The 15,223-nt window shown below is 35.7% G+C and carries 16 protein-coding genes and 1 pseudogene; 14 read left to right on the top strand and 3 right to left on the bottom strand.

Going from position 1 to position 15,223, the window contains the following annotated elements; translation table 11 throughout:
- Positions 1-81 precede the first annotated feature (81 nt).
- The 12 genes from panB to A194_RS17885 all read left to right on the top strand — a co-directional run bounded on the left by panB (position 82) and on the right by A194_RS17885 (position 10,655).
- Complete coding sequence (gene panB / locus A194_RS0108270; RefSeq protein ID WP_017186379.1) at positions 82-915, top strand: 3-methyl-2-oxobutanoate hydroxymethyltransferase; 834 nt, start codon at positions 82-84, stop codon at positions 913-915.
- Positions 912-1,787: a pantoate--beta-alanine ligase gene (gene panC, locus A194_RS0108265; RefSeq protein WP_017186378.1), complete on the top strand. Its 876-nt coding sequence runs from the start codon at positions 912-914 to the stop codon at positions 1,785-1,787. The genes panB and panC overlap by 4 nt, the downstream gene beginning before the upstream one ends.
- A complete protein-coding gene (panD, locus tag A194_RS0108260; RefSeq protein WP_017186377.1) occupies positions 1,787-2,170 on the top strand; it encodes an aspartate 1-decarboxylase in 384 nt (127 codons plus the stop codon). Before panC ends, panD begins: the two co-directional genes overlap by 1 nt.
- A 57-nt stretch (positions 2,171-2,227) precedes the next feature.
- Positions 2,228-3,136, top strand: a complete 909-nt coding sequence (locus tag A194_RS0108255; RefSeq protein ID WP_029425093.1) for an exonuclease domain-containing protein — start codon at positions 2,228-2,230, stop codon at positions 3,134-3,136.
- A 56-nt stretch (positions 3,137-3,192) separates the two neighbouring features.
- A complete protein-coding gene (locus tag A194_RS0108250; protein ID WP_029425092.1) occupies positions 3,193-4,887 on the top strand; it encodes a helicase C-terminal domain-containing protein in 1,695 nt (564 codons plus the stop codon).
- Positions 4,888-4,995: 108 nt separating this feature from the next.
- Positions 4,996-5,724, top strand: coding sequence for a hypothetical protein (locus A194_RS0108245; RefSeq protein WP_157783040.1), 729 nt, complete (start codon positions 4,996-4,998; stop codon positions 5,722-5,724).
- Between the two features lie 171 nt (positions 5,725-5,895).
- The gene (locus A194_RS0108240; RefSeq protein WP_017186375.1) at positions 5,896-6,414 is read left to right on the top strand and encodes a hypothetical protein; all 519 of its coding nucleotides are present in this window, start codon (positions 5,896-5,898) and stop codon (positions 6,412-6,414) included.
- Positions 6,415-6,429: 15 nt separating this feature from the next.
- Positions 6,430-7,611: a pyridoxal phosphate-dependent aminotransferase gene (locus tag A194_RS20060; RefSeq protein WP_017186374.1), complete on the top strand. Its 1,182-nt coding sequence runs from the start codon at positions 6,430-6,432 to the stop codon at positions 7,609-7,611.
- Between the two features lie 12 nt (positions 7,612-7,623).
- Entirely contained in the window at positions 7,624-8,916 is a 1,293-nt protein-coding gene (asnS, locus tag A194_RS20055) for an asparagine--tRNA ligase (RefSeq protein ID WP_017186373.1), read from the top strand.
- Between the two features lie 64 nt (positions 8,917-8,980).
- Positions 8,981-9,640 carry a DnaD domain protein gene (locus tag A194_RS0108225; RefSeq protein WP_017186372.1) on the top strand — a complete coding sequence of 220 codons (660 nt, stop codon included), beginning with the start codon at positions 8,981-8,983 and terminating at the stop codon, positions 9,638-9,640.
- A gap of 15 nt (positions 9,641-9,655) precedes the next feature.
- Positions 9,656-10,306: an endonuclease III gene (gene nth, locus A194_RS0108220; protein ID WP_017186371.1), complete on the top strand. Its 651-nt coding sequence runs from the start codon at positions 9,656-9,658 to the stop codon at positions 10,304-10,306.
- Between the two features lie 4 nt (positions 10,307-10,310).
- Positions 10,311-10,655 (top strand): YpoC family protein, encoded by a 345-nt coding sequence (locus A194_RS17885; RefSeq protein ID WP_017186370.1) that lies wholly within the window; start codon positions 10,311-10,313, stop codon positions 10,653-10,655.
- Positions 10,656-10,698: 43 nt separating this feature from the next.
- Here the strand turns inward: A194_RS17885 and A194_RS21345 are convergent, their stop codons facing one another.
- The 3 genes and pseudogenes from A194_RS21345 to recU form a co-directional block, all read right to left on the bottom strand.
- Positions 10,699-11,265, bottom strand: coding sequence for a fibronectin type III domain-containing protein (locus A194_RS21345; RefSeq protein WP_423734744.1), 567 nt, complete (start codon positions 11,263-11,265; stop codon positions 10,699-10,701).
- 264 nt (positions 11,266-11,529) lie between these two features.
- Positions 11,530-13,295, bottom strand: a pseudogene (locus A194_RS21340) (transglycosylase domain-containing protein); the annotation flags it as partial.
- On the bottom strand, positions 13,288-13,908 hold the full coding sequence (gene recU / locus A194_RS0108205) for a Holliday junction resolvase RecU (RefSeq protein ID WP_017186369.1): 621 nt from the start codon (positions 13,906-13,908) through the stop codon (positions 13,288-13,290). The gene recU and the pseudogene A194_RS21340, both read right to left, overlap by 8 nt.
- Positions 13,909-14,020: 112 nt before the next feature.
- Between recU and A194_RS17875 the strand changes: the two genes are divergently transcribed.
- Both A194_RS17875 and A194_RS21000 read left to right on the top strand, forming a co-directional pair.
- Complete coding sequence (locus A194_RS17875) at positions 14,021-14,986, top strand: DUF2515 family protein (RefSeq protein ID WP_017186368.1); 966 nt, start codon at positions 14,021-14,023, stop codon at positions 14,984-14,986.
- Between the two features lie 98 nt (positions 14,987-15,084).
- Complete coding sequence (locus A194_RS21000; protein WP_017186367.1) at positions 15,085-15,216, top strand: hypothetical protein; 132 nt, start codon at positions 15,085-15,087, stop codon at positions 15,214-15,216.
- The last annotated feature ends 7 nt before the right edge of the window (positions 15,217-15,223 follow it).

Genomic DNA, 15,223 nt, shown 5'->3' with positions numbered 1-15,223 from the left:
GTCGTCGACGAAAAAGGTCAAGAACACTTATTATATTCTGCAGAAATATTATGGTCTTAAAAGACTAATAGAGGTGTCTATATGAAAACGACGAAAATGTTAACTCAAAAGAAACAAGCTGGTGAAAGAATCGCAATGATCACAGCCTATGACTATCCATCAGCGAAAACGAGTGAGCAAGCTGGAGTTGATATGATTTTAGTAGGTGATTCTTTAGGTATGGTTGTGTTAGGTTATTCATCAACAATCCCTGTGACTGTAGATGATATGATTCACCACGGTAAGGCAGTTCGAAGAGGAGCACCAAATACATTTACAGTCGTTGACATGCCTTTTATGTCATTCAACATTTCAATAGAACAAACACTAGCTCATGCGAAAAGAATGTTCCAAGAAATTGAACCTTCTGCATTAAAGTTAGAAGGTGGTCGAGAAGTGTCTGAAACGGTGAGAAGACTTACAGAATCGGGAATCCCCGTAGTAGCTCATATTGGTCTTACGCCACAAACCGTTAATGTTTTAGGTGGTTATAAAGTACAAGGTAAATCAGAAGAAGACGCTAAAAAGCTTCTAGAAGATGCTAAAACCATGCAAGATTCAGGTGCAGTTGCAATTGTGTTAGAATGTGTTCCTGCTTCATTAGCGGAAATGATTACTGAACAACTCAAAATTCCAACCATTGGTATAGGTGCTGGTGCATCTTGTGATGGACAAGTGTTAGTTTACCATGACTTACTAGAATATGGTGTTGATCGTTTGGCTAAGTTTGTTAAATCTTACGCTAACGTTAATGAATTAGCAGTAGATGGTATTTCAAGTTACGTTCAAGAAGTTAAACAACAGCGATTTCCAAAAAAAGAACATACTTATTCGATGAATGAAGAAACATTAAAGGGGTTATACGGGGGATCATGAAGACAATAAAGACGATAGAAGAAATGCAATTAACGCAAGATGAACTCCATAAAGAACAAAAATCGATTGGTTTTGTTCCAACGATGGGGTATTTACATGATGGACACCTTGCTTTAATAAAAGAGGCACGCAAAGAAAATGATATAGTCGTCGTCAGCATTTTCGTTAATCCACTACAGTTTAATCAAGCAAGTGACTTAGACCAATACCCGCGTGATTTTGAGCGAGACGAAAGATTGTTAATTGAAGAAGCTGTTGATTACGTATTTTATCCATCAAATGATGCCATGTATCCCGAACCGCTGTCGATTGACCTTAGGTTAAATCGACGTGGAGATGTGTTATGTGGTGCAACAAGACCAGGACATTTTGAAGGTGTGTTAATGGTATTAACTAAGTTATTTAATATTGTTAATCCGAACCGTGTTTATTTTGGATTAAAAGATGCGCAACAAGTGGCTGTAGTTGATGGTTTAATTAATGATTTTAACTTTAATATTGAATTAGTCCCAGTTCCTACGATTCGTGAATCAGATGGTGTTGCGATGAGCAGTCGAAATGTTAACTTATCAACTGATGAACGTCAAGAAGCTCATCACATTTATAAGTCTTTATTAAAAGGGCAAGAATTAATCCAAGCAAGTAAATGGGTCCGACAAGATGTAATAGACGAGGTTGACAACTTTTTAAAACATACGTTATCAGGACAAGTAGATTATGTCGATTGTTTAACATATCCTGAATTAACTCGTGAAATTTCAGAAAAACATGATATAATAATTGCGGTTGCTGTAAAATATCAAAATGCAAGATTAATTGACAATATTATATTAACCCCATCAGGTGATGTTAAATATAGGAGTGAAGCTTAATGTATCGTACTATGTTAAATAGTAAAATTCATCGTGCTACGGTGACTGAAGCTGATTTGAATTATGTAGGCAGTATTACAATAGATTCGCACATCCTTGAACAAGTTGGTATTTTACCTCATGAGAAAGTGCAAGTTGTTAATAATAATAACGGGGAGCGTTTTGAGACGTATGTAATCGCTGGTGAAAGACATAGTGGTGTTATTTGTTTAAATGGTGCTGCTGCAAGACGCGTTCAAAAAGGTGATACCGTTATTATTATTTCATATGTAACACTATCAAGTGAAGAATTAGAAGGACATCAGCCAAAGATTGCGATTATGGATGACGATAACCAAATCGGGGAAATTATTGTAGAAGAGCCACCCCTAACTGTCTTATAACTCCCTTGGTTTAGGGAGTTATTTTTATTTTAGAATACATAGAAAGGGGGATTAAAAGTGGATCGTTATGTAGTAGTTGATTTAGAAACGACAGGCCATTCTGTTAAAAAAGGCGACGAAATTATTGAAATTGGCATTGTTGTATTAGAAGGTAATGAGATAGTTGAAGAATATGCAACAAAAGTAAAACCTACAACAGAAATTCCTGTCTTTGTCTCGAATTTAACAGGTATTCACCATGAAGACGTAACTGATGCACCTTATTTTAGTGAAATTGTTCACGATTTAATCCCTATGTTTAACAATAGTTATTTCGTAGCTCATCACGTGCAATTTGATTATGAGTTTTTGAATGCGTCACTAAAAGCATCTGGGTATGAGCCATTAAACTGTTTAACGATCGACACAGTTGAGTTGTCTCGGATACTTTTTCCAAAGTCTCCAGGGTATAAACTATCTGAGATTACTCAGTATCTAGGTATTGAGCACGTTTCGCCACACCGAGCATTAAGTGATGCTTATGTGACTGCTTTATTATGGTTAGAAATAAAAAATAAATTACAACTATTGCCTTTTAAAACATTGGAGAACTTAATTCATTTTATTCCAAGTTTACATAGTGAATTAGAGAGTTGGTTTAGCGCGTTATTAGAGGCAAAACGCCACAATTATAGCCAACACCACAACTTATTAGAACAACACGGTTTAATGGTGCATCATTTAGTTAATCAACAAAAAGAACAACCTTTATTACCGGACCATTATGAAGATTTTGTAGAACATGTATTTGAAAATAGTCTTAAGCAGAAAAGGTCAGGTCAGAAAGAAATTGCTCAATTAATATATGATCAAATGTCGATTCAAGAAAATGTTGTCATAGAAGCTGGGACTGGTTTAGGTAAGACAATCGGTTATTTAATTCCAAGTTGGTATAAAGGCGCTAGGAAGGTAAGAGAACGGTTGTAAGTACGAGTACAATCCAGCTACAAAATCAAATTATAAAAGAAGCTGATTTATTATCATTGAAATTAAAACAACCGATCACGATATCAGTTTTAAAAAGTCCAAAACATTATATTAATACTAAACGATTTAAAACTTATTTAGACCATTTTAATGAATTGGATAATTATGATGCCGTCTTAACTTTGGCAATGATTATTGTTTGGTTAACGGAAACAAAAACAGGTGATATTGATGAGTTACACCTTCCATCAAATGGCGTTAATATATGGAAATACATTAATTGTTCTCATCAAAATCAACGTAATGGTTCATTCTTCTATGAGGCTTTACGTCAAAGTGAAAAGGCTAACTTGGTTGTTGTTAACCATGCGTTTTTATTAAATTCAACGTTAAATGGCCATGGTCGAATTCCAAAGTTTAATCATGCCATAATTGATGAGGCTCACCAATTTGAAAGTGTCGCTAGGGAGCAATTTGCAAAAGATTTAAGTTATGTAACGATTGTTCATTTACTACAAGACCTACAAAAAGTAGTTAACTATGATGTGATTGACCATGCTCGTTTTTATGCAGACACTTTCTTTAGATCGGTGTATCAGTCAGTCGAATTTTTGCACGGTGAAGATGATTTGTTAACCGATACAGGAAAAGCTCAATTAACAATTGGTGAAGAGTATTTAAATTTAATGCTAAACGGAGAAGTTAAAGAACATTTAAATCAGTTATTCATTTCAATTAACCATATTTTAGAAGAATTAAAAAACAAAAAATCACTGAACAAATGGCAAACCATCATTAGTAAGCACGCCTTTTCACAACTAAATGAAATGATGAACACATTTAAAGCGTTTTTTGACCCGTCTGTCAATGATGTTAGGTGGATTGAAATTGACCAATACGGTGCTAAAAATGCAGCAACGATTCATGTAGAACCAGTATCAGTAAGCCATTATTTAGAGCAGTTTTACGAAAAGGCTGATAGCTTTATTTTCACAAGTGCTACACTTAAAGCAGGAAAGTCTTATAAACCATTTTTAGAAAGAACGGGTATACCTGAAGAAACAAATTGCCAAACATTCGCCTCACCATTTAATTACGGACAACAGGCGAAAGTTTTAATTCCAAATAACATACCAGATGTATCAAAAACGAAAGTTAACCATTATACAGGTTATGTTGCTGACTTTATCCAACGATATACTACTCAAGTGAATGGAAAAATGTTAGTTTTATTCACCTCTTATGACATGCTGAGAATTGTATTTAAACATTTAAAGCGAATGAAATCTTTGGATGGTTATACAATCATCGGCCAAGGGGTATCGACAGGTAGCCGAGATAAATTGAAGAAGATGTTTGAAACAGAAGACCAAGTTGTTTTATTAGGAACAAATTCCTTTTGGGAAGGCATTGATTTAATTGATGCCAACAAGTCAAAAACCGTATGTGTCGTTAGATTACCTTTTGAAACGCCAACACACCCATTCATATTAGCAAAAACCGAAGAATTGGAGATGGGCAATTATAATGTGTTTCAACATTTAGCACTTCCGATTGCCATTCAAAGGTTTAGACAAGCATTTGGAAGAATTATTAGAGATGAACAAGACAGAGGGGCTTTCATTATCCTTGATCAGCGGATTATCAAGAAAGGATACGGCAAACAATTTCTAAATTCATTACCTGAGACAACAATTATTCATGATGATCTAACTTCTATTATTACTCATGCAAAAAAATGGCTTTCATAATCGGTTAACCTTTTACAAAAAATATGGGTTAGATGTTTGATTAAATAATGGATAGGTGTTGACATCATGACCATTTGGCTTAAAATGTTTTTCGTGAGCGTCTTGTTGATGAGTTCGACTACTATGAGCTCTGTTGCAGAACGAGAATTAATATTTACACCTATTGATTCAGGTGACATGGCTATTTTACACTTAAATGATGATGAAATGTTCCTAATCAATACAGGAGATGAAAAAAGCTTAAGGTCTGTTGAAAAAACTTTAAATCAATGGCCTGATAAGAAGTTGAAAGGTATTTTAATTACTTCACCTAAATCGGAGAACTGCGGAAATCTAGAGAAGGTATCAAAGTCTTGGGACGTTGAACATATTTATGTTTCTAATGAAAAAGAGATGGTTTGTAGCTTATCGAATAAAGACTATAATGTTCTATCACTCAATGAGCAAAATGTTATTGCTTTAAGTAATGACTTTTACATTAAATATATCGCCAAAGAAAATAGCGAAAATGGTAATATTGTTTTATCGAATGATGTGTTTTCTGTTTATTGGTATGAAACAGATCAAAAGCTTAACGGTGAATTGAAAGGCAAAATTCAACTCATCTACATTCCATCTTATATTAGTGCTAATATGATCCAACAAGATGAAATTAATAAAATTGACCCGCAGATGGCAATTATCAATGAAAAGGACGATCCACGGCGCAACCGACAAATGCATAACTTATTTCAAGAGTCGTGGGTGGAGACATATTTTTTAAAGAAGTTTATTGCTATTCACATCTCGATTTATGAAGGTGACTATGATGTTTATTTAGAAAGATTAAACAAATAATGTTCTGTTTAAGCGATTGCTACTTCTTGGTAGCAATCGTTTAAGTTTTGTAATTGAACCTTCAAAAGTTTTTCTCAAAAAATGTCTAAAAAACAGTAAAAACTTGTTATAATGAAGAAGTAATGTAACAATAAGTATTAGTTTTTATTTTAATGAAGAGGATGAATGTGCTTGTCGCTAAAACAATTTTTTAGCAATAAAATTGTATTATTAGTTGTTACTGTTCTTGCCATTTCAATGATGGTCGCGGTTGTCCTATTTTCTTATTTTTATTTTGAAATTCAAGGGGCGCACAATGATGAACAACGAACTTATTCAAATATTGCAGTGGACCATTCACCAATTGAAACTATAGAAGATAACTTTTATTATAATGGTGAACAGACATATACTGTTGTCCAAGGTGTTGGTGACGGAGAGCGTTATTTTACGTTTGTGCCGAAGAGAGACAATTTAGAAGAGGATGATATAAGCTGGGTTCTTGAAAGCGAAGGCGTTTCTAAAGATGATATCCTTTCTGAATGGCAACAAGACTGTTCAAATTGTAAACTATTACATATAACGCCTGGCATTATGAATGACCGAACCATTTGGGAAGTCGTATTCGAAGATGATGATCGCATGTATTTTAGAACTTATTTATTCGAAACGGGCGAGGTTTATGACTCGATATCTTTTAGCAAAAATTAATAAGGAGAGATACATATGGAATTAGCAGATCGCGTACAATCGTTAACCCCATCCACAACTTTAGCTATTACGTCTAAAGCTAAAGCTTTAAAAGCTGAAGGTCATGACGTAATAGGGTTAGGGGCTGGTGAGCCTGACTTTAACACACCGCAATATATTTTGGATGCGGCAAAAGAAGCAATGGAAGAAGGTAAAACAAAGTATACGGCATCTGGAGGTCTTTCTGAGCTTAAAGAGGCGATTATGAACAAGTTCAAGCGAGATCAAGGTGTTGAATATAAAGATAATGAAATCATCGTGACGACAGGGGCAAAGCATGCCTTATACACGTTATTCCAAGTGTTATTAAACCGTGGTGATGAAGTTATTGTCCCAATTCCATATTGGGTAAGTTATCCTGAGCAGATCAAACTAGCAGAAGGACAACCAGTATATGTTAAAGCTTCAGAAGATAACAGTTTTAAAATTACACCAGAACAATTAGAAGAATCGATTACTGAATATACAAAGGCTGTAGTTCTTAACTCGCCAAGTAACCCTACAGGTGTTTTATATACAGCTGAAGAATTAAAAGCTTTAGGCGAAGTAGCTTTAAAGCATAACATCTTCATTGTATCTGACGAGATTTATGAAAAGTTAATATATGGCGAAAAAGAACATGTTTCAATTGCGCAATTGTCTGATGAGCTTAAAGAACAGACTGTTATTATTAATGGAGTTAGTAAATCTCATTCGATGACAGGTTGGAGAATTGGGTATGCAGCTGGTAATCAAACAATTATCCAAGCTATGACGAACTTAGCATCTCATGCCACGTCTAACCCAACATCAATTGCACAATATGCTGCGATCGCTGCATATAACCATTCTGAAGAAGAAATTGATCAAATGAAGGTTGCTTTTGAAGAACGCTTAAATAAGTTGTATAATTGGTTGTTGGAAATCCCTAATGTAACATGTGTTAAGCCAGATGGCGCGTTCTACCTATTTCCAAATGTAAAAGCGGTTGTTGAACAATCACCTTTTGATTCAGTAGATGAATGGGTAAAACAGCTGTTAGAAGAAGAAAAGCTAGCAATAGTACCTGGGTCAGGTTTTGGTGCAGAGGATAATGTAAGGTTATCTTATGCAACTTCATTAGATCAATTAGAAGAAGCAGCATCTAGACTAAAACGTTTTGTCGAGAAGTATAGTTAGGAGGAAGTCGTTTTGAAAACAACAATAGCAAATGTTCATAAACACGTAAATGAAACAGTCACAATAGGTGTGTGGCTACATAATAAACGCTCAAGTGGTAAAATTGCATTTTTACAACTAAGAGACGGTTCAGGCTTTATTCAAGGTGTCGTTGCTAAGGCAGCTGTATCAGAAGAAGCTTTTGAGCTATCGAAAAATTTAACACAAGAAACGTCACTTTACGTTACAGGTAAAGTAGTAGAAGATACACGTAGCCCATTAGGTTATGAGTTACAAGTGTCTGATTTAGAAGTGATTCAAGAAGCGGTTGATTATCCAATCACTCCAAAAGAACATGGTACTGAGTTTTTAATGGACCACCGTCACTTATGGTTACGTTCAACAAAACAACATGCCATTATGAAAGTACGTAACGAAATTATTCGTTCAACATACGAATTTTTTAACAAAGAAGGCTTTGTAAAAGTTGACCCGCCAATTTTAACGGGAGCATCAGCAGAAGGGACAACAGAATTGTTCCATACGAAATATTTTGATGAAGATGCTTATCTGTCTCAAAGTGGACAACTCTATATGGAAGCAGCTGCGATGGCATTAGGACGTGTATTCTCCTTCGGTCCAACATTCCGTGCTGAAAAGTCAAAAACAAGAAGACACTTAATTGAGTTTTGGATGATTGAGCCAGAAATGGCGTTTATGGACCATGAAGAAAGCTTACAAATGCAAGAAGAGTACGTTGCATATGTCGTGCAATCAGTTCTTGAAAATTGTAAAGTAGAGCTTGAAACATTAGAAAGAGATACGACTCAATTAGAAAAGATTAAAGCACCATTCCCAAGAATCACTTATACAGAAGCTATTCAATTTCTAAAAGATCAAGGTTTTGATGATATTGATTGGGGAGATGACTTCGGTGCACCACATGAAACAGCCATTGCAGAGGCTCATGACAAACCGGTGTTTATTACACATTTCCCTGTTGAAATTAAAGCGTTCTATATGAAGCCAGATCCGGACAATTCGGATGTTGCGCTATGTGCTGACTTAATTGCACCTGAAGGTTATGGTGAGATTATTGGTGGTTCAGAACGTATTGATGATTATAAATTAATGGCTGAGCGCTATAAAGAGCACGAACTTGACGGGCCTGCATATGAGTGGTATTTACAGTTACGCCAATACGGCTCAGTTCCACATTCAGGTTTCGGACTAGGATTAGAGCGTACCGTTGCATGGATTACTGGAATTGAACATATTCGTGAAACGATTCCTTTCCCACGCTTATTAAATCGTTTATACCCATAGAACATGCATGATGACTCAATCTGATTGAGTCATCTTTTCTATTCGAACTTAAGGGAGAGATTGTATGGAACTACCATTTTCCTATCAAAGACTTTTAACTGAACAAATTAATATCCCGAGTAAACTGTTAAACGACTACAATGAGCTTGGTTTAAATGAAGAAGATATAATAGTAATCTTGCAAATTATGAACTTACAAAAATTAGGTGAGTTATTACCGTCATTTGACCTAATTGCAAGTCATATGACGATCAATGCAAATGAGGTTGCCAATGTACTTAAGAAATTAAGAAACAACAACTTTTTACAAATCGAACAAATAACTGATGAACAAAATGGTCAACATGAATGGTATTGTTTATCGCCATTGTTTGAAGCACTGTTTGAAGTTGAGCAAAAATCGATACAAGAAGAGGAAGGCAAATTATTTCAGTTATTTGAACAAGAGTTTGCCCGTACGTTATCACCAATTGAAATTGAAACCGTAAGTTATTGGTTAGATGAAGATCAATTTAAACCACCTTTAATAAAGGCAGCTGTACGAGAGGCAGTCCTCATGGGGAAGCTTAATTTCCGTTATATTGATCGTATTTTGAATGAATGGAAGAAAAAAGGTGTTCGTTCCGTTAATGATGTTAAACAATCATCTCAGCAAAAACAAAATCAACAAGCACCAAAAGAGAAGCGTGATACATCAGTTTATTATAATTGGTTAGAAGAATAGTGGGGAGGGAAAAGGGTGTTAACGAAGAAAGATATTCGCTTTACTTTAGACACACTAGAACGTATGTACCCAGATGCAGATTGTGAATTAACGCATGAAAATGAACTTGAATTGTTGATTGCTGTTGTTCTATCTGCACAAGCAACTGATGCATTAGTTAATAAAGTAACACCAGGTTTATTCGCTAAATATAAAACACCAGAAGACTATGTGAATGTTCCATTAGAAGAGCTACAAAATGATATCAAAAGAATAGGACTTTATAGAAATAAAGCGAAAAACATCCGCAAATTATGTGCTGACTTAAATGAAAAGTACGATGGGAAAGTACCTGAAGACTATGATGCCTTAATTAACTTAGCTGGCGTTGGTCGCAAAACGGCAAATGTCGTCATATCAGTTGCATTTGGCCAACCAGCAATAGCAGTTGATACGCATGTTGAACGTGTATCAAAGAGATTAGGGATTTGCCGTTGGAAAGATTCTGTTTTAGAAGTAGAGAAAACGTTAATGCGGAAGCTACCTGAAGAGGAGTGGAGTGCAACACACCATCGCATGATCTTCTTTGGACGATACCATTGTCAGGCGAAAACACCGAATTGTCCTGAATGTCCTTTATTAGACATTTGTCGCGAAGGTCAGAAACGAATGAAGAAAAGAGGCTAATCCCATGGATGTTCATTTAATTGAAGATAAATTTGCAAGCTGGGAAAAAATCTCAAGCCATGTTGAGGAGTTAGCTGAAACTAGACAGTTTAAAGAAACGAAGAGTTATGTCTTAAACTACTTGGACGAATTAAAACAAATCATTTTGTTGTGTAATCAATTGAATCCTTCTGATGTTAGTGAGGACTATTTTGATCAGTTACAATATGTGCCGATTAATGTAAGTGAGCGGTTAGAGTTTGTTGAGGCGAGATGTCATCATCGTCATGGTTACATTCAGTTGAATGAAATGTATAAAGAGATGAAGAAGAAGTATGCGATTGCTAGACTTAAACATCAAGCAAAATAAAAGCTAGTGTCTTAATTAAGACACTAGCTTTTTATTTATATTATTATTCTTCTTGTTCTTCATCTTCAGGATCTTCTGGTGGATCTGTACTAAAGTCATCATCATCTTCGTCTATTGGCTCTTCTTCAGCTTCGTCATCATCATCTTCTTCATCACCTTCACCATTGTCCTCTTCATTACCGTCTCCTTGACCGTTATCATTGCCGTCACCGTTTCCATTATCGTTTCCGTCTCCGTCTCCGCTACCCTCACCTGGTTCATCTTCTTCAGGAGGTTCTTCTTCGTCTTCATCTTCACCGAAGAAGTCCTCCCAGAAGTCGGATTCCTCATCAGGTATATCGATTGATTCAGAAATAGGGTCGCTACGATTTTCATCATTATCGGCATCATAAGCAACGACTTCAAACGTATAAGTTTCGCCAAGTTCAACGTCAGTGAATGTGTAGTCGAAATCTGATAGATCATTTTGGTCAATTTCACTACCGTTTTCACTAATTGTTAATTGGAACTCTATGTCACGGTCTTCAGAGCCCGGGTGACTCCATGAAGCTTCAATAATTTGCTCTTCTTCATCGAAATTCAGGTTGAGCGATTCAGCTGGTTCAACCATATCGTATTCATCCGATGTGTCTGAAGGCTCATTTCCTCTTACGAAAAGTTCCGTCACAATTTGATCATCTGGTGTAAACTCACTCGGTAACATCGCAGGGCGAGAACCTCTTTCGATATCGACTTTAACAACTGAATCAGGTCTAGAGAAGTCTGATGTGTCTACACCATTAGAAATGTGTTCCATCATACTTTGGAATAGTGGTCTAGTTCGACTCTGCACACCACCCTCATCATTTGAAGGGAATCCATTCCATACTGAAACCGTATAGTTTGTTGTATATCCAACAAGCCAAGAGTCCATGTTCTCATTGGTTCCGGTTTTGGCAGCAACAGGTAATCCGCCAAAGTTTAAACCGCTAGCAGTTCCATTATGATGTGCAATCGTATCCTTTAACATATCACTAATCATGTAAGCCGTGTAATCAGACATGACTGGCTCTCCTTGGCGATCAACTTCCATCGTCTGACCGTCTCTAAATTCGATCATTTTAATCGTGTGTGGTTCATTATAAACACCTTCATTACCAAAGGCAGCGAATGCTCCAGCCATTTCATAAGGGTTAGTTTGAATATCATTCACGCCACCGATAGGGTATGATTCGGCTACACTATTTTCAATTGAAGAAATTCCAAGTGACCTAGCGAACTCTCCAGCTTCTGCTCGGTCAATTTCATCACGAACATTCTGTACAGCCGGAACGTTTAATGAACGGTATAATGATTCACGCATGGTAACCCAACCGTTATAACTATCTCCAAAGTTACGGAAAGACTGCTCACCTTCACCATCCCAAGAATAATAAGCTTCAGATTGACTATCATTATACTGATGGTAAGTGGAAAATTCGTTTTGCTCGATCGCAGGTCCAAAGCTTACGATAGGTTTAATCGCTGAACCAGGTCCACGATTACTATCTGTAGCAAAGTTAAAACCACGGAAGTCATCTTTGTTTCTTCCTCCACCTATTGCCAGTACTTCACCGGTCGTTGTGTCCATTGCAACAACGGCTGCTTCTTGGCCTTCAGGATGATCAATTGGTCCTTCATCACTTAATAAGTGTTCAACATGTTCTTGTGCATTTGGGTCTAATGTTGTATGAATCGTTAAACCAGCTGTATACAAGTTCATGTCATCATCATCGATTAACGATTCAGCTTCATCATAAACAGTTTCAATGAAGGCTGAATATTTAAGTTCACTTTCGTAGTTTTCTTGAATCATATCTTCAACTGCGACATTTTTAGCTTCTTCAGCTTCTTCTTCAGTAATCTTTTCGTGTCTTACCATTAAATCTAATACAGTGTTTCTTCTTTGTTCAGCAAGGTCAGGATTTTCGATTGGATTGTATGCGTTAGGACGTTGCGGCATACCAGCCAGCAATGCAGCTTCCTCTAACGTTAAGTCGTTAAGGTCATCTTTACCGAAATAAACTTCAGCTGCTTTTTGAACACCGTATATACCATTACTGTAATAAATTTTATTTAAATACATCATTAAGATCTGTTCTTTTGAATATTCGCGTTCTAATTGTAGTGCTAAATATTGTTCTTGAACTTTACGTTCATTCTTTTTTCATTAGTAAGAAGGAAGTTTTTAATTACTTGTTGTGTAATCGTACTAGCACCTTGTGAACCGAATCCACCTGTTATGTTTGCCATAACAGCTCCACCGATACGTCGCATGTCTATTCCACTATGGTCGTAGAATCTGACGTCTTCAGCAGCTAGCACAGCATCTTCCATAATAGGTGATAAGTCTTCATAATCAATAATTGTTCGATTTTCGGCTGCTAAGTCAGCTACTTCATTACCATCTCGATCTAAGATGGTTGTACTAGCAGGTACTTCTAGTTCTTCAGCCGTTAATTCAGGTGCATTACTAATATAGGAATATAGAACACCTAAACCAATCACAAATGTAACGAGTCCGATAATTAGTAGACTTATAAAGACTTTTTTCCAGTTGATTTTTCTATTTTGTTTTTTGCTTTGTTTTTTAGCTTTACGACTTTTAACTTGTTCAGTCATTGCAATCTCCTCCGTTAATGTATACATCGTCGACTATCTCTAAATAGTTAACTTTTGCTTGAAGTTGAAATGGAATTAAATACCCCTTTTCAGTTATAAAGTTATAAGGAAGTGACTTTCTTCCGCCGTTAAATTGTTCTTCCCACTTTCTTAAAAAGGATGAAAGCGGCAATAAATAAGTTTCATTTATTGCAGTGAAGCGAATGATAAAGAAGGTCACTCCACCGTGCTCCTCAATACGCTTCATATGTTCTACCTGGTGTGAATGAATATTAGTAAAAGGAAGCGACTGTTTATTTTTCGTTTCTTTTGCTTCGAAATCAATATGCTTTCCTTTATATAAACCGTTAAAGTCAGTGGTAGATGGTTTTTGGTAGTATGCTTCTTTAATAACGGCTGCACTTCTTTTTGGATAATCGACTTGCACAACTTGAACCGGTGTAGGCTTTTTATGAATTACTGCTTTACCCGATTCTAAGTAATATTTATTCGTTTCTACTATTTCTTTTTCGAGGGTCATTCCCCTGTTGGCAAAAGCGTCGTTCGTTTTATAGGATTGTTTTTTTTCTGTATGAGTCTGACGCTTTTGGCGACTACCTTTTGGGTACTTCAACATGATTCCTCCTAACAATCCTATTATATCAAATTTTAAATAAAAAAGATTTGGATATACTGTGAATATAGTGAGCAATAAACGACATAAATGTACATAAAGGAATGTAACTATGATCCCTTTAATGGTTAATTATATTAAAGAACAGACGCATAATCGTAACATTAATAATGTAACGAGAACAAAGGCATATTTACAGTTTTATAATGAAAACCCTGAAATTAAATGGGCCTTTCTTGCTAATATTGTGTCAAGAAATGCAGGGTGGAATATGACTGACCTTTACTCTGAAGCTTATCAATCACTACTTTCAGAGAAGCAACTGAAATCATTATACTTAACATATGAAAGTATCAATTGGTACATATTTCAGGACGCTTATCCGCAATTACTCATTTATAAAATGTCGAAAGAGCAACAAAAGCCTTTATTCTTCCTTTTTAAGTATTTTCACATATCATCATTTATGGAGCGGGAATGGTATGAATTTTATCAAAATAGAGACCTAAACAGATTAATGTATTCCCAAATCGTAAATGAACAAAACATTATTCAACAACCAATTATTAAACATAATCCGTATCGGCAAACGGTATTCAAATCATTGCCTTACAGATTACAAGAATTGTTGCACTTAAACGCAGTTTTATTACCAACGGAACAAGGGAAGGTTTATGGTGAGTTTGTTCCACATTTTACGCATGTGTCAAAACGAATAAAATTTGGTAAGGTTATCGCAGCAATCTTGTTTTACCCTTATTTATATCCGTTGTTTCATAGTTTTGCAAATAATGTTCCTATAACTGGAGAACGCAAAGAATATGAGCAATTTTTAAATATACAGTCACCGTTAACTACGAAACCATTAACTGATATTTATCGCAATACTGAACATGAAATTACCGTACCACAATCAGATTGGTCTAATTATACGAAAATTAAACGAAAATGGTGGAAAGAGCCTAAACTAAAGAGTATTGAACCATTTGCAGATGAATTTTATGAAAAAAGAAATCAAATGACAAAAATCAGTTCAATAAAGAACAAATTAATCCCATCGCGTGTCGAAAAAGAGTAACTAAATAGAAGTTTTGTATCATCATTTCTAGTTTTGTCATGTGTGAAGGATATTTAAAGTAAAGGCTGAATTAATAAATTATGAAAGGAGGATTGCTCATGAATCTGAATACGAAAGAGCATGAACACTCCACGAAAGAAAAATTAATTCAGTCGTTAGGACAACTAGAGATCGCTTTAGATCGATTACAAACACGAATTTATGACCCAACTAAAGAAAAAGCAAATTAAATTTATA

It is taken from the genome of Alkalibacillus haloalkaliphilus C5 (assembly GCF_000269905.1).
Classification (GTDB): domain Bacteria; phylum Bacillota; class Bacilli; order Bacillales; family Alkalibacillaceae; genus Alkalibacillus; species Alkalibacillus haloalkaliphilus_A.
This window is presented reverse-complemented; position numbering and strand designations above follow the sequence as displayed.

Coding starts and splice junctions, on each gene's coding strand:
- A194_RS17875 (WP_017186368.1), top strand. CDS start 14,021: ATGATCCCTTTAATGGTTAATTATATTAAAGAACAGACGCATAATCGT.
- A194_RS17885 (WP_017186370.1), top strand. CDS start 10,311: ATGGATGTTCATTTAATTGAAGATAAATTTGCAAGCTGGGAAAAAATC.
- panD (WP_017186377.1), top strand. CDS start 1,787: ATGTATCGTACTATGTTAAATAGTAAAATTCATCGTGCTACGGTGACT.
- panC (WP_017186378.1), top strand. CDS start 912: ATGAAGACAATAAAGACGATAGAAGAAATGCAATTAACGCAAGATGAA.
- A194_RS21345 (WP_423734744.1), bottom strand. CDS start 11,265: ATGGTTGAACCAGCTGAATCGCTCAACCTGAATTTCGATGAAGAAGAG.
- A194_RS0108225 (WP_017186372.1), top strand. CDS start 8,981: ATGGAACTACCATTTTCCTATCAAAGACTTTTAACTGAACAAATTAAT.
- A194_RS20060 (WP_017186374.1), top strand. CDS start 6,430: ATGGAATTAGCAGATCGCGTACAATCGTTAACCCCATCCACAACTTTA.
- panB (WP_017186379.1), top strand. CDS start 82: ATGAAAACGACGAAAATGTTAACTCAAAAGAAACAAGCTGGTGAAAGA.
- A194_RS21000 (WP_017186367.1), top strand. CDS start 15,085: ATGAATCTGAATACGAAAGAGCATGAACACTCCACGAAAGAAAAATTA.
- A194_RS0108245 (WP_157783040.1), top strand. CDS start 4,996: ATGAGTTCGACTACTATGAGCTCTGTTGCAGAACGAGAATTAATATTT.